This window comes from Clostridium grantii DSM 8605 (assembly GCF_900129965.1).
Lineage (GTDB): Bacteria > Bacillota > Clostridia > Clostridiales > Clostridiaceae > Clostridium_AF > Clostridium_AF grantii.
This window is the reverse complement of record NZ_FQXM01000008.1, coordinates 43,997-61,730: the sequence shown is the minus strand read 5'-3', so window position 1 is coordinate 61,730 and position 17,734 is coordinate 43,997. Positions and strand designations below refer to the sequence as shown.

Annotated in this window: 17 protein-coding genes; 13 read left to right on the top strand and 4 right to left on the bottom strand. The window is 28.6% G+C overall.

The genetic code is table 11. From position 1 onward, the window contains the following. Positions 1 to 501, bottom strand: coding sequence for an NADH-quinone oxidoreductase subunit NuoE family protein (locus BUB83_RS08790; RefSeq protein WP_073338179.1), 501 nt, complete (start codon positions 499 to 501; stop codon positions 1 to 3). 400 nt (positions 502 to 901) lie between these two features. Here BUB83_RS08790 and BUB83_RS08785 point away from each other — a divergent pair, with 400 nt between their 5' ends. Together BUB83_RS08785 and argR are read left to right on the top strand one after the other, a co-directional pair. After that, entirely contained in the window at positions 902 to 3,832 is a 2,931-nt protein-coding gene (locus tag BUB83_RS08785) for an insulinase family protein (RefSeq protein WP_073338087.1), read from the top strand. Positions 3,833 to 4,152: 320 nt separating this feature from the next. Continuing rightward, positions 4,153 to 4,608, top strand: coding sequence for an arginine repressor (gene argR, locus BUB83_RS08780; protein WP_073338086.1), 456 nt, complete (start codon positions 4,153 to 4,155; stop codon positions 4,606 to 4,608). 67 nt (positions 4,609 to 4,675) lie between these two features. Here argR and BUB83_RS08775 read toward each other — a convergent pair whose 3' ends face one another. Then, entirely contained in the window at positions 4,676 to 5,137 is a 462-nt protein-coding gene (locus tag BUB83_RS08775) for a DUF4883 family protein (RefSeq protein WP_073338085.1), read from the bottom strand. A gap of 198 nt (positions 5,138 to 5,335) precedes the next feature. Here BUB83_RS08775 and BUB83_RS08770 point away from each other — a divergent pair, with 198 nt between their 5' ends. From BUB83_RS08770 to BUB83_RS21900, 3 genes are all read left to right on the top strand, one after another. Further along, the gene (locus BUB83_RS08770) at positions 5,336 to 6,151 is read left to right on the top strand and encodes an N-acetylmuramoyl-L-alanine amidase (protein ID WP_073338084.1); all 816 of its coding nucleotides are present in this window, start codon (positions 5,336 to 5,338) and stop codon (positions 6,149 to 6,151) included. Between the two features lie 192 nt (positions 6,152 to 6,343). Next, a complete protein-coding gene (locus BUB83_RS08765; RefSeq protein WP_073338083.1) occupies positions 6,344 to 6,667 on the top strand; it encodes a nucleoside triphosphate pyrophosphohydrolase family protein in 324 nt (107 codons plus the stop codon). Positions 6,668 to 6,816: 149 nt separating this feature from the next. Beyond that, on the top strand, positions 6,817 to 6,963 hold the full coding sequence (locus BUB83_RS21900; protein WP_159434066.1) for a hypothetical protein: 147 nt from the start codon (positions 6,817 to 6,819) through the stop codon (positions 6,961 to 6,963). 68 nt (positions 6,964 to 7,031) lie between these two features. On the opposite strand, the gene BUB83_RS08760 is transcribed toward BUB83_RS21900, so the two are convergent. Then, a complete protein-coding gene (locus tag BUB83_RS08760) occupies positions 7,032 to 8,828 on the bottom strand; it encodes an LTA synthase family protein (protein WP_143160504.1) in 1,797 nt (598 codons plus the stop codon). A 251-nt stretch (positions 8,829 to 9,079) separates the two neighbouring features. Here BUB83_RS08760 and BUB83_RS08755 point away from each other — a divergent pair, with 251 nt between their 5' ends. The 5 genes from BUB83_RS08755 to BUB83_RS08735 all read left to right on the top strand — a co-directional run bounded on the left by BUB83_RS08755 (position 9,080) and on the right by BUB83_RS08735 (position 14,383). Continuing rightward, positions 9,080 to 9,733, top strand: a complete 654-nt coding sequence (locus BUB83_RS08755) for a deoxynucleoside kinase (protein ID WP_073338081.1) — start codon at positions 9,080 to 9,082, stop codon at positions 9,731 to 9,733. A gap of 209 nt (positions 9,734 to 9,942) precedes the next feature. Then, positions 9,943 to 10,632, top strand: a complete 690-nt coding sequence (locus BUB83_RS08750) for a response regulator transcription factor (protein ID WP_073338080.1) — start codon at positions 9,943 to 9,945, stop codon at positions 10,630 to 10,632. After that, complete coding sequence (locus tag BUB83_RS08745; RefSeq protein WP_073338079.1) at positions 10,632 to 12,068, top strand: sensor histidine kinase; 1,437 nt, start codon at positions 10,632 to 10,634, stop codon at positions 12,066 to 12,068. Before BUB83_RS08750 ends, BUB83_RS08745 begins: the two co-directional genes overlap by 1 nt. A 117-nt stretch (positions 12,069 to 12,185) precedes the next feature. After that, positions 12,186 to 13,199 carry an alpha/beta hydrolase gene (locus tag BUB83_RS08740; RefSeq protein ID WP_200801457.1) on the top strand — a complete coding sequence of 338 codons (1,014 nt, stop codon included), beginning with the start codon at positions 12,186 to 12,188 and terminating at the stop codon, positions 13,197 to 13,199. 272 nt (positions 13,200 to 13,471) lie between these two features. Then, positions 13,472 to 14,383: a ribonuclease Z gene (locus tag BUB83_RS08735; RefSeq protein WP_073338078.1), complete on the top strand. Its 912-nt coding sequence runs from the start codon at positions 13,472 to 13,474 to the stop codon at positions 14,381 to 14,383. A 15-nt stretch (positions 14,384 to 14,398) separates the two neighbouring features. On the opposite strand, the gene BUB83_RS08730 is transcribed toward BUB83_RS08735, so the two are convergent. After that, on the bottom strand, positions 14,399 to 14,704 hold the full coding sequence (locus tag BUB83_RS08730) for an ArsR/SmtB family transcription factor (RefSeq protein ID WP_084133475.1): 306 nt from the start codon (positions 14,702 to 14,704) through the stop codon (positions 14,399 to 14,401). A gap of 226 nt (positions 14,705 to 14,930) precedes the next feature. On the opposite strand from BUB83_RS08730, the gene BUB83_RS22705 reads away from it, so the two are divergent. From BUB83_RS22705 to BUB83_RS08720, 3 genes are all read left to right on the top strand, one after another. Further along, entirely contained in the window at positions 14,931 to 15,059 is a 129-nt protein-coding gene (locus tag BUB83_RS22705; protein ID WP_278336923.1) for a hypothetical protein, read from the top strand. Between the two features lie 399 nt (positions 15,060 to 15,458). Continuing rightward, a complete protein-coding gene (locus BUB83_RS08725; RefSeq protein ID WP_073338077.1) occupies positions 15,459 to 16,766 on the top strand; it encodes an ABC transporter substrate-binding protein in 1,308 nt (435 codons plus the stop codon). 77 nt (positions 16,767 to 16,843) lie between these two features. Next, a complete protein-coding gene (locus tag BUB83_RS08720) occupies positions 16,844 to 17,722 on the top strand; it encodes a carbohydrate ABC transporter permease (RefSeq protein ID WP_073338076.1) in 879 nt (292 codons plus the stop codon). Positions 17,723 to 17,734: the final 12 nt, after the last annotated feature.

The window sequence follows — 17,734 nt, the reverse complement described above, 5'->3', positions numbered from 1 at the left end:
TTAATTAACTTTTATCACTTTTTCCTCAGTGAGTTCCATTATAATTTGTTCTACATCTTCAACTTTAACTCTTCCATAAACTTTTCCATCTACCAAAACAACAGGTGCTAGGCCGCAAGCTCCCACACATCTTAGGGAGTCTAATGTGAACATACCATCCTCAGAAGTGGAGCTGTCTTTAAGATTTAATTTTTTCTTGAACTCATTGAATATTTTGTCTGCACCTTTTACGAAACAAGCAGTACCCATGCAAACACTAATCACATGTTTTCCACGTGGTTCCATAGTAAAGAAAGAATAAAAAGTTGTTACTCCAAATACCTTAGCAGCAGGTATATCTAATTTTCTAGATATAAATAGTTGCAAATCACTGGGAAGATAGCCAAACATATTTTGAGCTTCATGCAATACATTGATAAGACAACCTTCCTTTTCCTCAATATTATCAATATAGGTTTCTAATTTTTTTAGCATTTCATTATCTAGATTAAGTTCGCTCATGTTTTCTTCTGCACATATGCAGTTTTTCACCATCCTTTGAGTAAAGAGTTCAAAAATTATAGATAAGTAAATTTAACTTAAAATTATAAATTTTCCATAATAGTATGTGCAGAAATTATTATAATTATTTACATAAGTAAGTGATATTTGGCGTAATTTATAAGTAGCAGAAAAATAAAGGGTAGTAATAAAAATATTTTATCTGTGAAAAAAAGATTGTATAATTGAGATTTTTAGTATAAGACTAAATGTAGTAAGAAAAAAATAGAATTATATTTATTTTTCGGGGTAAAATTTGGTACAATGTATTTATAATGCTAAAAATATTTGAGCTTATAATTTAAAACAAATAAATCTTTAGTTTTATAAAATTAAAACATTATATAAATGGAGGTAACTTATGAATTTTCAATTAGGAAATATTTACCATGGATTTAAATTAATAGAAATGAAAGAAGTTAATGAAATAAATTCTTTATACAGACTTTTTCAACATGAAAAATCTGGAGCTAGATTAATGAATTTACAAAATGATGATCATAATAAGGTTTTTGCTATTGGGTTTAGAACACCCCCTAATGATGATACTGGGGTAGCTCATATTATGGAACACTCTGTATTATGCGGTTCTAGAAAATTTCCAATAAAAGACCCTTTCGTTGAGCTAGCAAAAGGTTCTCTTAATACATTTTTGAATGCAATGACTTATCCAGATAAAACAGTATATCCAGTAGCAAGTATGAATGAACAAGATTTCTTTAACTTAATGGATGTTTATTTGGATGCAGTTTTTTACCCAAATATATATAAGTACCCTGAGATTTTGATGCAGGAAGGGTGGCATTATGAATTAAATCAAAAGGAAGAAGATGTAACTTATAAAGGTGTAGTTTATAATGAAATGAAGGGAGCTTTTTCTTCACCAGAAGATGTACTGTATAGAAATATTGAGAAAACTCTTTTTCCAGATACTTGCTATGGTTATGAATCAGGTGGAGACCCTGTTAGTATACCAAATTTAACATATAATGAATTTTTAGATTTTCACAAAAAATATTATCATCCATCAAATTCTTATATTTATTTATATGGAAATGGAGATCTAGACAGTCAACTTCAATTTATTGATGAAGGGTATTTAGATAATTTTAATAAAATAGAAATAGATTCTAGTATTGAATTGCAAAAGGGTTTTGAAGAACCTAAAGAGATAGAATCAGAGTATGCTATTTCAGATAAAGATGATTGTGTTGATAAAACTTATTTGAATTTGAATTTTGTAGTTGGAGAAAACACAGATAAAGAAAATTATTTAGCTTTTAATATTTTAGAGTACCTTTTATTAGAAACTTCAGCAGCACCATTAAAAAAAGCTTTAATTGATGCTAATTTAGGTAAGGATGTTTTCGGATTTTATGATAGTAGCATAAGACAGCCTATATTTAGTATAGTTGTAAAAAATTCAAATGTAGAAGAAAAAGAAAGATTTAAAGAAGTGGTTGTGGATACTTTAACTGATTTAGTTAAAAATGGGATAGATAAAAAATTAATAGAGGGTGGATTAAATGCAAAAGAATTTGCATTAAGAGAAGCTGATACTCGTTCATATCCAAAAGGACTAGTACATTTTTCAAAGGCCATGAGTAGCTGGCTATATGATGAACAGCCTTTAATTCATATAGAATATGAAGAAACATTAAAAATAGTTAAAAAAGCTTTGAATACAAATTATTTTGAAGAATTAATTGAAAAACATCTATTAAATAATAATCATAGCTCTCTTATTGTATTAAAGCCAAAAAAAGGCTTGGCAGAAGAAAAAATTCAATCCATTAAAGACAAACTTAAAAAATATAAAGAATCATTAAGTGAAGAACAGATGGAAAAATTAATTTCAGATACAAAAGCATTAATTGAAAGGCAACAAAGTGGAGAAACGGAAGAAGATCTTAGAAAAGTTCCACTTTTGAGTTTAGAAGATATAGATCCAAATATAGAAGAAATTTTTGTAGATGAACAAGAAGAACAAGGAGTTAAAATCATATCTAGAGAGGATTTTACAAATAAAATTGTTTATTCAAGAATGCTATTTAATTCTACTGGAGTAGATTTCAATGATTTGCCTTATGTTGGGCTTTTATCAAATGTGTTAGGTGGAGTGGACACTGAAAAACATAATTATATGGATTTAGCTAATGAAATCAATATAGCAACAGGGGGAATTGGTTTTTCAGCAGTGACATATATGAAGAATGGTGATGCAGATACTTTTTATCCTAGATTTAACATTAGATCAAAAGTTCTATCTAGCAAAATAGAAATACTAAATGAACTTATAATTGAAATAATCAATACTTCTAAGTTTGATGATAAAAAAAGATTAAAAGAGATAATACAGGAAATGAAATCTAGACTTGAAATGGCTATTTATGATTCAGGCCATCTTGTTGCAGCCAATAGAAACTTTGTTTATTTCTCCAAGGGAAGCCATTATGATGATATAATTTCGGGATTAGAATTTTATAAATTCATTGTGGATATTGATAAAAACTTTGATAGCAAGTGGCAGCAAGTAGCTGAAAAGTTGAACCAAGTATCTAAGAAAATATTTAATAAAAATAATTTAACGCTAGCTTTGACTTGTGATAAAGAAGATTTTATAAAAGTAAAAAATCATTTGCCACATTTTATAAATAATTTAAATGATGATAAAATAGAGTATAATTCCTATAATATAGTTCTTTCTCAAAAGAATGAAGCTTTATTGACACAATCAGATGTTCAATATGTAACAAAAGGGTTTAATTTCATTAAATTAGGATATAAATATAGTGGAAGCTTATTAGTTTTGAAAACTATAAGTAGTTTAGATTATCTTTGGAATAAAGTAAGAGTACTAGGAGGAGCTTATGGTTCTTTTGCTACTTTTGGAAGAAGCGGAAATATGGTTTTAGCTTCATACAGAGATCCTAATTTAAAAGAAACTTTAGATATTTATGATGATATGAAAACTTATTTAGAAAATTTTGATGTAGATACTAGAGAAATGACAAAATATATAATTGGAACTATAAGTAATTTAGATACACCATTAACTCCATCTATGAAATTGGATAAAGCTATATCTTGCTATATGAGTGGAGTTAGTAATGAAGACTTACAAAGAGAAAGAAATGAAGTGTTAAATACAAGTCCAGAAAAAATCAGAGAATTTTCAAAAATGGTAGAAGCTGTTATGAAAGAAAATTCTATATGCGTACTTGGAAATGAAATTAAAATTAAAGAAAATAAAGATTTGTTTAATGAACTTGTGGATATTTTTAATTTTTAGTTAAAAGCAAAGAAAAAAGATACTTTAGGATTTTCTAAAGTGTCTTTTTTATTGAGCATGAAGGATTGTTTGGAGCTATTTAAGTATGTCGCTTTACTGATTTATTTAGCTAAAATGAATTTTTAATTTCATAATATTATAATAAATATTTTAGTATTTAAGAATTATTATATATATAAATTTATTAAATATATATACTAAAATGGTGTATAATTATAATGTGATGATATGGCAATAAAATTAAAAAAAGCAAAATAAATTAAATTGCGAAGCTTAGTAAAAGCATAATTTTCACATATGAGATGAAAGAGGAGTTAAAAATGAAAAAAAATAGGCATTCTAAAATCTATGAAATAATAGATACAAATGAAATACAAACTCAAGAAGATTTGATTAATCAATTAAATAGGCAAGGAATAGATGTTACACAAGCTACAATTTCTCGAGATATAAAAGAATTAAAGCTTTTTAAAACATTAGCAACAGATGGAAATTATATATATTCCCACAGTTTACCTAAAGGGGAAAAACCTTTATACGATACTTTAATTGAAGTGTTTAAAAGATCAGTTTTAGATATTAAAGCATTAAATGAAATGATAGTGGTAAAAACCATTGATGGCTCAGCATCTATTGTAGGGGAAATGATTGACAAATTATATGGAACAGAAGTGGTTGGAACTATTGCTGGTGATAACACTTTATTTACACTTTGCATTAGTAAAGAAAAAGCTATTGATGTATATAAAAAATTAGAGTCACATTTAAAGAAATAAGAAATGATTTTAATATGACAAAAGCTAGTTTTCCACATTGTGGGGAACTAGCTTTTGTGTTTATTTTTCAAAATATGTACTTGCATAAATTGTAAATATTGTATCTTACAGGAATGTTACTCATATCTATATAATCCACCTCAAAATCCCCATCCCAAGGGTAAACAGAAAGATATTTTGAACTATAAACATTAACTACAAACATTTCATTACTATCTTTTAAAGTAAAAAAAATCTTGTAAACAGGTGCTACAGGTAAATCTATGGGTTTTGAAGAAAAATCATTTTGTGATATATATTTCATGAAATCTTTTATAGTGCTTATGTCATCTAGAGTTACATCCTTTGTTTTATAATAATTAACATCCAATGCTTTCACAGATGCAATTTCTTCTAAAGTAAGATTTTTTGCAAGAAGATTTGTGTAATAAAAATTGTAAGGCTTTTTTTTGTTTAATTCTTCATTTGCAAAAAATAGTATAGAAAATATTAATAATAAAATTATAACAAATAAACTTCCTTTTTTCATAAATCATCACCTCTGAAGAAAATTAATTTCTATAATAAACTTATTAATAATAAAATAAGTTTATTCCATATATTAGATAGTAAATTGAAAGATAGCAAAAAAAATGCTTTGTGACATATTTATTTTTAAAATCATATATTGAAAGGAAGGTGAACTAAAAAACAATATTAAAAATTTTAAAAAATGGGAGGAAAAAGGATGAAAATTTTTATAGATTCAGGACATGGCGGAAGTGATCCAGGAGCTGTTGGGAATGGGTTAAGAGAAAAAGATATAACACTTGCTATTTCACTAAAGCAAAGAGATTTATTTCAAAAATTAGGGCATCAAGTTAAATTATCAAGAGCATCAGATCAAACTGTTAGCTTGGGAGCTAGAACTAGTGCAGCTAATGCTTGGGGAGCAGATGTTTTTATTTCTAATCATATAAATGCAGGTGGTGGTGAAGGAGAAGAGGTTTGGTGTTCAATCTATGGGGGAAAAGGAAGAGAGTACGCTACTAGAGTTGAAAATAATTTAAGTAACATATTCAAGTCAAGAGGTGTTAAAACTAAGCGGGGTAGAAATGGTGATTATTTTCATGTAATAAAAGCTAGTCATATGCCAGCAATTTTAAATGAATTTGGTTTTATTGATAGTATTAAAGATGCAGGAAAATTGAAAGATTATAGTGTATTAGAAAGATGTGCAGAAGCAGTTGTTTACGGGGTGTTAAATTTACCTTTAGATTATGTGACAGAAAAAGAAGAGGAAAAAAAACAAGAAGAAACTATAGTAAATACAATAACTTCAAAACCACAATTCAAGAAATATCTCAGATATAGAAGGCCTTATATGACAGGAATTGAAGTTAAAATTATGCAAAGTAGGTTAAATGAATTAGGATTTAAACCTGGTATAATAGATGGGGTTTTTGGAAGTAAAACTTTAAATGCTATAAAAGCTTTTCAAAAATCTAAAAGAATATTAGTAGATGGAATAGTAGGTCCTCAAACTTGGAGCTATTTATTTTAAGCAAATTAAAAAGGTCTTTTAAAAATTTAAAAGGCCTTTTTAGCTTCTTCCTTATAAACCAGTACATATAAATAGTTGTTTCAAGATTTACGAAATAAAATATGAAATAAGCACTTGTAAATGGATACTTTTTAAATTATGATATAAAATATTAAAGTATAAAAGATTAAATAAAAGGGGTAAAGGGAGAAAATGGATTTTAAAGAATATCAAGAAGAAATAAAAAGAACGGCAGGAGATATGAAAGAATTAAAAGAGTGTCTTACTCTTGGAGCTATGGGTATATCAGGAGAAGCAGGAGAAGTGACGGATTATATAAAAAAAGTTATATATCATTCTCATGAGCTTTCGAAAGAAAAATTAGCGGAAGAGCTTGGAGATGTATTGTGGTATATAGGCTATTTAACTGAAAGTATTGGATATAATTTGGAGGAAATAGCTGAGCTAAATAAAAGTAAGTTAAGAAAAAGATACCCTAATGGATTTGAAGAAGAAAGAAGTATAAATAGAGAATAGAATTATCTTCAGTAAATAACTTTTACATTAAGCGAAAAGTTATTTATTTTTTGATTATTGGGAAGAATACTAAAAGTAAAGGAAAATTCACTGAAATGTATTACGTTAGTTAGTATTTAAACCATAATTAAAAAAAGGAGGGGTTGATTTTGAGTAAAAAAAGTAAAGGAAATATTTTATCAGAGAAAAACAAAGAGGAATTAGAAAAAGTCAACATGGATGAATATGGAGAAATAAATTTACAAGATAAAAAAAAGAATTTTGGAAAAGGAAATCCAGTTAATTCAAAAAAATAATTAAGAAAAGAACTTGTCCCTTAAAGGAAAAGTTCTTTTTTTACTATATTAGTGGCACATTATTTATATCAGTTAAAAAAAGGAAGATTATCATTTGCAGCAGTTATAGAAGTATCAATATCTTGTCCAAAAAGCTGGTTATATTGAAGTTGCTTATATTTTTCTGTTAATTCTTCGAAGTCTTTAGTATCTTTAGCAGTTTTAAATATTTGAGGAACTCTTTTACATAAAACAGGATATTTTTTATATAATTCATTCAAAAATCTAAAGTAAGGTGAAGGTTCTAAAGAAATACTTTCTAATATTTTGCATCCTATAGAGCAAGCACTTATATGACCTAAGTCTTTTTTTTCATTTTTATAGTTAGACCACATTAAAAAAGGAGTGCTAACCATTTTTAATTTTTCTTCGTAACTCCAACTTGTAGGATTATTATTTTTGATATAGCCACACTCTACAAAAGTTGAAAAATTCTTGCCTAACATAGGCAAGTGATCTCCAAAGAAAACAATGTTGGTAGGTTCTTTTACATTTTTGAAATAATCAATTAAATATTTCAAAGCTTTATCTGCATCGTGAATTCCTTGAGAGTAACTTTTAAGTTCACCTAATGCTTTATTATTTAAAGGTGCTTTCACATTAATGTCAAATTTTTTATACCTAGATCCATCATGAGGTCCATGATTTTGCATGGTAACTCCATATAAAAACAAAGGATTTTTAGAGTTCTCATAAACTTCAATAATTTTCTTTGAAAATTCCATGTCTGAAATATAAAGACCTTTAACTTCAGGATTTTTAAAGCTCTCACAACTTATAAATTTATCAAAACCCATTAAGTCATAAGCGTTTTCGCGTTTCCAAAACCATCTTTCATAAGAATGAATACCAATTGTATCATAACCAATTTTTTTTAGTTCATAAGGAATTGATTCTACAGGTTTTCTCAAATAAGATTGAAAGGCCATTGACCCAGTAGGAAGAAAATACATACTGTTACCAGTTAGAATTTCAAATTCAATATTACTAGTACCCCCACCAAACTCTGGGGAAACCATATAACCAAAGAAACTTGTCTCTCTTAATTTGTTTAGGGTAGGAGTTAGCTCTTTAGAAAATTCCAGAGTTTTTATTAAAGTTGGGTCCCAAAATGATTCATTCATAATGACTATAGTATTTGGCTTTTTTTCGGAAGATTTATTTTCTATGTCATTTTTTTTCAAATTAGAAGTAAATTTATTTTTCTCATGGTTGTTAATTTTAGGTATAAAATAATCTTTTATATTTAACAAAAAAGCAAGCACAAATCCGTTGGAAGAGTAGAATTTATGTTGGTCCAATAAATGATTATTTAATCCAGAAACATTAAATAATAGTTTGCTTGCAAATAAATTTCGCCATAAAATCAATGTGAAAAATATTAATGATAAAAAAAGACATAGTAATCTTGTTATAATTGAAAAAGAAATATTAGGGCATATTACATAAATTAAAGATAAAATAAAAATCCCTGTAATAATATCTTTTATGGTTTCAAAATCTTTTATATAAGAACTCATATTTGAGGATTCTTTTTTTAGTTTCAAATCCCATGGAAATAGAGGGTCGCCTCTAAAACGAAATTTATATTTATTTACGTAACCTAAAATTAATGCTATTGAAGATAAAGCAAGTATGCTAATTTTAGAATTATTTGTTATAAATATAAATATAGATAAAACACACCATAATGAAAAAATATTAGCATAGAAATAAAAGCTATACCCTTTTATCCAATTAAGGATAGAAGTAAAAGTATTTCTGCAGAGTAATTCAATAAAAAAAACCAAAAATATAAGGGTTATAAGTAATTGTATCAATGTCAATTTTCCTCCTTGAGTCTTAGTTTACTCTTTGGTAGAGAGTAAGAGTATGTAGTAATACTAAATAAATAAAAAAAGTTAAAGACTATATTTATTATATATGTATTTATACATATAATGATTATACTATAAAAATTATGTTTTTATTAAAAGAAATGAAATTAATTAATTTAGAATATTTGTAATATAATTACTTGTAACAATTCGAGTTTTATGTAATAATAAATCGTAATTTGTCATAAAGGAGATAGAAAATGTCTTATACTGATATACTTAATAAAATTAATAAGAAGGGATGCTGGCCAGTGATAGTTGTAGATGGTGTTGTGGGGGTAGGTAAAACTACTTTAATGAATATTTTATGTGAGGAATTTAGCTACCAGCCTTTTTTAGAGCCTGTAGTTAATAACCCAATATTAGATAAATTTTATTATGATAGACAAAGATATAGTTTTTCTTTACAAATATTTTTCTTGAATAATAGATTCAGAATGATAAAAGAAGCGGCTTGTCTTGGAAATGCAATATTGGATAGAAGTATATATGGAGATTTAATATTTGCAAAAATGTTGATGGAAAGTGGAGATATGAGCGTAGAAGAGTATGATCTATATATTGATTTGTTTCAGAATATGATAGAGCATTGTCATGTACCTAAGCTTATGATTTATCTTGAGACATCAGTTCAATGTGCTGTAAACAAGATAAATAAAAGAGGAAGAGATTATGAAAAGATTGTTGAGACAGCTTATTGGGAAAGATTAAACCAACATTATAGCAATTATTTTAATGATTATAATATATCTCCTTTACTTAGAGTAAATGTGGACAATCTAGACTTTGAAAACAGACCAGAAGATAGAAAATATGTAATTGATTTAATAAAAGATAAACTTTCACAAATGTAGAATTTTAAGTCCTGCCCAATGGGCAGGACTTTTTGTGGAATAGGGAGAAAAAACGAAACAAACTCCAGTTATCATTCACAACGGATTAGTCAATGCGTCGTAATATACTTTAATTGTGAATTAATAAGTTTAAATACTAAACGGTATAATATCATATAACATAGTGTATAATGAAAAAAATAAAGCCATAAAAAGGAGCGGTGCCATTTATGGAAGAACCAAAGCATATATTAATTTGTGATGACCAAGTGATCATACATGAAACTATAGGTGTTTATTTAAAAGCGGAGGGTATGATTTATTCATCTGTTTATGATGGGGCAGAGATACTTGAAAAATTCGAAACCATCAAACCTGACTTGATAATATTAGATTTGATGATGCCAAAGATATTTGGTACAGAAGTTTGTAAACTTATTAGAAAAAAAAGCAACGTTCCTATCATTATACTTTCAGCAAAAGGGGAGGAAATTGACCGTATTCTTGGTCTTGAAATTGGTGCAGATGACTATATTGTTAAACCTTTTTCTCCGAGAGAGGTTGTCGCAAGAATAAAGACTATTTTTAGACGAATAGCTCCTATTGCAGAAATAAAAGAAAAAATTCTAAGATTTGATCAATTGATTATTGATTTGGAAGCCTATGAAATAAAGATTAATGGAGAAGCGATTGAATCAACACCAAAAGAAATAGAAATTTTTTATCTTTTGGCTTCAAATGTAGGCAAGGTTTTAGATAGAGAACAAATACTTGCATCAATATGGGGATATGATTATTTGGGGGACACAAGAGCGGTAGATACACATATAAAAAGGTTACGTAAGAAGTTACCAAATAAATCTGTTAATTGGGAGATAAAAGCAATTTATGGAGTGGGATATAAGTTTGAGGTGAGGTAATGAAAAGAAGTTTGGTAATGCGTTTGTTTATAACTATAACTATTGTTATTGCATCTATGTTTACAATAGGAATTATTGTAGGGAGAATTGCACTATCCTATTATTTTGTTCAACAAAAAGTTTATGAATTGAGGCCTCAGATAAAGGATCTGTCATTGGAAATCAGTGATACTGGAAAGACTACTTCCCACTTATATAAACAAGGATTGATTATTAAAGTTTATGATGTTTATAAGAATGAACTTAAAGTTTTTGATGACCCTTTCTTGGAACTAGTTGAAGAAGATAAACAAAGTATGCCTTTTACAGAACAAAATATTTTTCAATCCATATATCCCTACATGGATACTGTATTGATGGGTAAATCATTGGCCAAAATAACAAAACTTAAGTATGTTGACGGAACCTCTATTTTTATTGGAGAACCAATTATAAAAAATAAAGTAGTTATTGGTATGGTGTTTGTAATTCAACCAGTGGTAGATTATACATCTGCCTTAAAGGGATTTTATTTAGCATATTTTTTAGTTACGGGAGCAATAATTATCATTGCATTAATGCTTATATATATTATAATAAGGCAAACCATTAATCCTTTACATAAAATGATAGAAGGAGCACAGAAAATGATTGATGGCAATTATAAAATAAAAATCGATAAAAATGGGCAAGATGAAATTGGACAGCTATCTTATGCCTTTAATGCTTTAGCTGCTCAATTAGACATTGACAGCCAAGCAGCGGCTAGACTTGAACAAACTAGAAGAGATTATGTGGCTAATATATCCCATGAATTAAGAACTCCTATTGCCTCTATTCGAGCCATGAGTGAAACATTGACAGACAACATGTTGCAATCAGATAAAGATAAGGAAAGATATTATAAAATGATATTTAGAGAAGCGTTACGATTACAAAGACTAATCAATGATATGCTAGAGATTTCTAGAATTCAACAAACTCATAATGCGCTACAAAAAACAGATGTTGATGGTTCGATTCTTATGAGTCAAGTATACAATCAATTTCAACATATTGCAGACGATATAGATATTTATTTTACCATAACTGAGTCTGCGCAGAATATGCCTAAACTTTATACAAATCAAGATAGACTTATGCAAGTTATAGTAATTTTACTTGATAATGCTTTTAAATTTACAAAGGTAGAGGGAAAAGTTACTATAGATGCTCACTATACAGAAGAAAAAGTTTATATAAAGATTTCGGATTCGGGAGAAGGAATTAATGAGGGAGACTTACCTTATGTTTTTGAACGATTTTACAAAAGTGACAAATCTCATACAGGGAAAGGGACAGGTCTTGGGCTTGCAATAGCAAAGCAAGTTATTGATAATCTTGGAGAAGTAATAGAAGTCAACTCACAATTAGGGATTGGAACAGAATTTACTTTAACTGTTGAAAAATTTAAGTGATACAAAAGGAAACAAGACTATGTACGTTTTGTTTCCTTTTTTCGCCTTTTTTTTGCCACAGTTTTATTTTAAAATTAATTTATAACAAAATTAAATTATTAAAAATGGAGGTTAATTATGAAAATCACAGTAAAATCAATAATTGCAACGATGCTTATTACTAGTTTGTTTACGGGGTGTAGTTCAAATGAAGCGAACAATACAACAACAGAAGCTACAGCAGAAACATCTTCTACGGAAATGCAAAAACCAACGGGTGGAGGATTAGGGGGATCATCAGTTGATACTTCGGCAATAACAAATCAATATTTGGATATTGCTTATGCAACGGTGTCTGAATCACAAAAATTGGATATATATCTTCCAAATGAAGGAGAAGAACCTTTCCCCGTTATTATTGCCATTCACGGTGGTGCATTTAAAATGGGAAATAGAACAGGTGGAGGCTTAACAGCAATGTTAGAAGGGGTAAATCATGGCTACGCTGTGGTTTGTGTAGATTATCGTTTGTCTGGAGAAGCTATATTCCCAGCAGCAGTAAATGATGTTAAAGCAGCTATTCGTTACATATATTCGCATGCTTCAGAATATAATTTAAACCCTGATAAAATAGCAACTTGGGGAGACTCAGCAGGTGGTAATTTAGCTTCAATAGCTGGAACAACATCGGGAACGAACGATCTTTATGATTCATCACTTGGAATGGAAAATGTGTCAGATAAAATAACAGCAGTTGTTGATTGGTTTGGACCATTAGACTTTTTATCAATGGATCAACAATTTCAAGATTCAGGTATTATGCCAGTCTTTGGACTAACTAGTTCTGAAAGTTCACCGGAATCATCATATATAGGGCAATTAATCACAGATGCTCCAGAACTTACTGAACAAGCAAATCCAGAAACTTATATATCAGAAGATGATCCAGCGTTTCTTATACAACACGGGACGGCAGATGGAAATGTTCCAACACAACAATCTATTAACTTTTCAGATGCTTTAGTAAAAGTTATTGGTGAAGATAAAGTTCAATTAACTTTATTAGAAGGTGTAGCTCATGGAGGAGAAGCATTTGAGTCAGAGAGTAATCTTGAATTAGTATTTGAATTTTTAGATAAGTATATGAAATAATAATTTGAAAAACCCAATATTTTAACGCAAACCCAGTAAAAGATGACTTACTGGGTTTGTTATTTTACATAAAAAAATACTGAAGATTAGACTATAAGTTTTATGAAAAAATTATATTTAAATGTTATGCAACAAGCATGAATAGATATATTTATGTTAATTGACATATTAGAACCAGAATGTCATAATCATATTATAATAACTGGATGATTTTTCAAATCAATAGGTATGATATAAGAAAATAAAGAAAATAGTTTCTAGGAGAGATTAAGATGGTAAGAGTTTGTTTATTGGCACCAGGGGGAATGATGCCTTTGCCTGAAAGGTTTTTGAGTTCGGCAATAATAAGTTGCAATGGAAGTAATTTATTGATAGATTGTGGCGAGGGAACACAAATTCAATTGAAAAAATTAAAATGGGGATTAAAAAAAATAGATGCAATATTAATAACACATTTTCATGCAGATCATGTGGCTGGATTACCAGGTCTTTTAAGTACTATAGCAAATAGTGGACGAGAAGAACCTATTACAATTATTGGACCAAAGGGGTTACAAGATGTTGTAAGAGGTTTAACTGTAATAGTACCTGAAATTACTTTTAAGCTGAATTTAGTAACTATAGAAGAAGAAAAGATTTCTAATTTCAAATTAAAAAATTATATTATAAATGCTACCAAAGTAGACCATGGTATTGATTGTTATGGTTATAGTGTAGAATATAAAAGAAAAAGAAAGTTTAACAGAGAAAAAGCCTTGAAAAATAATGTTCCTAAAACTATTTGGAGTAGTTTGCAAAAAGGGAATATAGTAAAAACAAAGAAAGGTACATATATTCCGGAAATGGTACTTGGCAATGAAAGAAAAGGAATAAAAATTAGTTATTCTACAGATACACGACCTAGTAAAAATATAGTGGATTTAATTAAAAATTCAGATTTGTTTATTGGTGAGGGAATGTATGGAGAAGATGATTTAATAGAAAAGGCCATAGAATATAAGCATATGCTTTTTTCGGAATGTGCAAAAATGGCTAAGGAAGCTAATGTTAATGAATTATGGCTTACTCATTTTAGTCCTTCCTTGCTAAAGCCAGAAGAGTATTTGGAAGTAGCTCAAAAATATTTTCCTAATACAGTTATAGGAAAAGAACTTTTATGGAAAGAAATAAACTTTCAAGATTAAAAAAACACTCTTTGACTAGTTTATTTCAATTTCATCAAAAAGAGTGCTAACTATCTTTCTTATATCTTTGTTGATGAGAGAATAAATAACTTCTACACCATTTCTATTGCCAGATATAATTTTTTTTGATTTTAGTATAGATAAGTGCTGAGAAACTGTTGATTGAGGAACTCCTAAGCAATCCTGCAAGTTTGTAACATTAAGATCTTCTTTTAAAAGCTTGAAACAAATACAAAGTCTTATAGGATGACCAATAGCTTTTAAAAGTTCAGAGTAGTCCAGTATTTTTTCTTTATAATTTTTTTCGTTAAGGTTTTCCAATTTTATCACCCTTTAATTTTATAATATTTAAATATATGAATAAACTAATTTTACGATATAAATAAAAATATGTCAAGAAATTCCCAGTAAACATTTGTAATATAAAAAATCTTTTTTTGTTAATATTCCATAAATATTTTGGAAAGACTATAAATGAACCAAAGAAGATTAGAAAGTATATATAAACAAAATTATAGTTTAAGTAAAATTGAAAGGTGGATGATTTATGGAAATTAAAGGTCAGACTCATAAAAAAAGCAAAAAAAATGATGGTATTAAGCCAGCTGATAGGAATAATAAAAAAGGTAAAAATAGTTCAAAATATGAGAATCATAATGGAGAACCTATAGAATAGAAAGGTAAAGAGAAAGGAATGTACTAAAATACATAGCTTTCTCTTTACTTTTTTATATATTAGAAGAAGAATAAATTAGAATAATTAAAAGTTTTAATTAAATATAAGTTTGCTATAGATTTTTAATTAATTATATTGTATAATCATATTGTGGACAAAGAAAGAGCTTGTGAAAAGAAATGAAGTTATAATTTACATAGTATAAGACATACAAAGAGTAATAGGTTATCATAAATGTATAATTCCAACAATGATATTTAAATGTTTTAATCAATAAATTGTCAGAATATTGGAGTAACAACAAAATTTTTTTAATTCAGTAGTAAACGTTTCCGAACATGATATATTTTGTTCTCTAATGTTTATATATATTTACAAATTTCAAGGGGGGAATTTTAAATGTTAAAAATGAAAGGTAAAAAAATTATTTCATTAGTAATGGCAGTGACACTTGGAGTTGGACTTACAGCTTGTGGAACAAAAACAAATAATTCAGGTGCCAATACTGGTGCAGAAGCAACACAAGATAAGGAAATAGTTATTAACTTCCCATCATTTTGGGTTGGAAAAGATTCTAAAGCAACAGTAATGAATGAAATCATAACAAAGTTTAATGAAGACAATGCTGGAAAAATTAAAGTTGTTGTAGAAGAAATTGCAGATTACAATGCTTATGAAGACAAAATGAAAACTAATATTGCAGCTGGAACAGTTCCAGATATATTTATTTTCAAATCAGGTACACAAGCTGAGCCATATTATAAGTCAGGAAAATTAATGGATTTAACTTCTTACATGAATGAAGGATGGAAAGATTCATTTATAACAGAAGCTATTACTGAAGCTACATACGATAGTAAAATACAAGCAGTTCCATATGAATATGGAGTAACTCCAGTTTTATATAATGCTGAGCAATTAAAAGCGGCAGGATATGATTCATTCCCTAAAACTTACACTGAATTCTTTGAAATGTGTGATAAGTTGAAAGCTAATGGAGTAGACCCATTATCTCAAATGACTGGTGATAATGCTTGGACTTCAATGCTTTGGTATTCACAATTAGTAGTTGCTATTGGTGGACCAGATGTATATGCTGATGGATTAGATAATCCAGCTTTTGTTGAAGCAGCTGAAGTTATGAAAAAAATGTTTGAATACACAACTTCTGATGCAGTGGGAGCTAATGCAGCAGTAGCTTCTGGTCATTTCTTAACAGGAAAAACAAATATGCTTATGAATGGACCATGGTTTATAGGTAGAATTAAATCAGAAGGCGCAGAAGGTTTATATGATAATGTACAAGTTGCTCCAGCACCTGTATATGAAGGTGGAAAAGGTGAAGAAGGCGGATATATTGGTTTTGTTCAATCTTTAATCGGTGCAGCACAGCAAGAAGATCCAGCTAAAGAAGCAGCAGTGATTGAATTCTTAAAAGTATTAACTGATGCAGAAAATGTTAAGAAACTTTCAATAAGTGCAGGTTCTATGTTTGTTGTTAAAACAGAATACACTGACAGTGATCAAGTTGATAGAATTCAAAAACAAATGATAGATCAAACAAATGCAGCACCTTATATCGCACCACACTTTGCAATGAGCGTGGCATCAGGAGTAGCTACTGAGTTCCCACAAGCTTTATCAAGTCTTGTTTTAGGAGAAACAACTCCAGAAGAATTTGTAGCAGCGCTTAAAGCAGCACAATAATTAAAAGAATAGTATAAGGTTGAGTAAATAAACCTTTGCTCAACCTTATTAAAATAATAAGGATTGAAGGTGAATTTATGCATAAGAATTCCATAAAAGATAAGATAGGAATGATCTTATTTTTAGCACCAGCTTTACTAGTTTTCACAGCGTTTTTTATTTACCCAGTAGGATTTCTTATTGTTACATCCTTTACTAAATGGGATGGAATGAGTGCTCCGGAATTTATAGGTTTTGCTAATTACACTAAACTTTTTGCAGATAAAATATTTCATGCTTCCATAATTAATAACTTGGGATGGGTATTTGCAGGTGGATTTATACAAGTTCCTTTAGCGGTGTTGGTGGCTATTATTCTTTCTAAGAAACCAAAAGGTTGGAAATTCTTAAGAACAGTATATTATTTCCCTAATGTAGTATCAGTAGTTGCTATGTCTATGATGTGGATGGCTATTTATAATAGTGAATATGGTGTTTTAAACGCACTTTTGAAATTGATGGGTCTTGAAGGAGCTTCAAGAAATTGGCTTGGAGATTTAAAAACAGCTTATCCAGCAGTTTTATTATATGGAGTATTTTACATTGGGTATTTTATGATAATAATATTAGCGGATATTTCATCAATTCCTAAAACATATTATGAAGCGGCTGAAATTGACGGTGCTACAAAGCTTAAACAAGATATGTATATAACACTTCCATTGATTAAAGGGTCAATTGCAACTTGTATGACATTAGCTATGGTATATGGATTGAGACAATTTGAACAAACATTTATTATGACAAATGGAGGACCAGCTAATAAAACCACAGTAATGGTACTTTATTTATACAAAAAAATAAATGATTTCCAATACGGAATTGCCAATGCTTCAGGAGTAATATTATTAATACTAGGGGTATTTGTTATCTCAGCAGTTAAAAAATTAATAAACGCTCAATCATATGAAATGTAATAGGATAGGAGG

Bases quoted from the DNA above. Each gene is read 5' to 3' on its own strand.
- BUB83_RS08790 (WP_073338179.1), bottom strand. From the start codon at position 501: ATGAGCGAACTTAATCTAGATAATGAAATGCTAAAAAAATTAGAAACC.
- BUB83_RS08785 (WP_073338087.1), top strand. From the start codon at position 902: ATGAATTTTCAATTAGGAAATATTTACCATGGATTTAAATTAATAGAA.
- argR (WP_073338086.1), top strand. From the start codon at position 4,153: ATGAAAAAAAATAGGCATTCTAAAATCTATGAAATAATAGATACAAAT.
- BUB83_RS08775 (WP_073338085.1), bottom strand. From the start codon at position 5,137: ATGAAAAAAGGAAGTTTATTTGTTATAATTTTATTATTAATATTTTCT.
- BUB83_RS08770 (WP_073338084.1), top strand. From the start codon at position 5,336: ATGAAAATTTTTATAGATTCAGGACATGGCGGAAGTGATCCAGGAGCT.
- BUB83_RS08765 (WP_073338083.1), top strand. From the start codon at position 6,344: ATGGATTTTAAAGAATATCAAGAAGAAATAAAAAGAACGGCAGGAGAT.
- BUB83_RS08755 (WP_073338081.1), top strand. From the start codon at position 9,080: ATGTCTTATACTGATATACTTAATAAAATTAATAAGAAGGGATGCTGG.
- BUB83_RS08750 (WP_073338080.1), top strand. From the start codon at position 9,943: ATGGAAGAACCAAAGCATATATTAATTTGTGATGACCAAGTGATCATA.
- BUB83_RS08745 (WP_073338079.1), top strand. From the start codon at position 10,632: ATGAAAAGAAGTTTGGTAATGCGTTTGTTTATAACTATAACTATTGTT.
- BUB83_RS08740 (WP_200801457.1), top strand. From the start codon at position 12,186: ATGAAAATCACAGTAAAATCAATAATTGCAACGATGCTTATTACTAGT.
- BUB83_RS08735 (WP_073338078.1), top strand. From the start codon at position 13,472: ATGGTAAGAGTTTGTTTATTGGCACCAGGGGGAATGATGCCTTTGCCT.
- BUB83_RS22705 (WP_278336923.1), top strand. From the start codon at position 14,931: ATGGAAATTAAAGGTCAGACTCATAAAAAAAGCAAAAAAAATGATGGT.
- BUB83_RS08725 (WP_073338077.1), top strand. From the start codon at position 15,459: ATGTTAAAAATGAAAGGTAAAAAAATTATTTCATTAGTAATGGCAGTG.
- BUB83_RS08720 (WP_073338076.1), top strand. From the start codon at position 16,844: ATGCATAAGAATTCCATAAAAGATAAGATAGGAATGATCTTATTTTTA.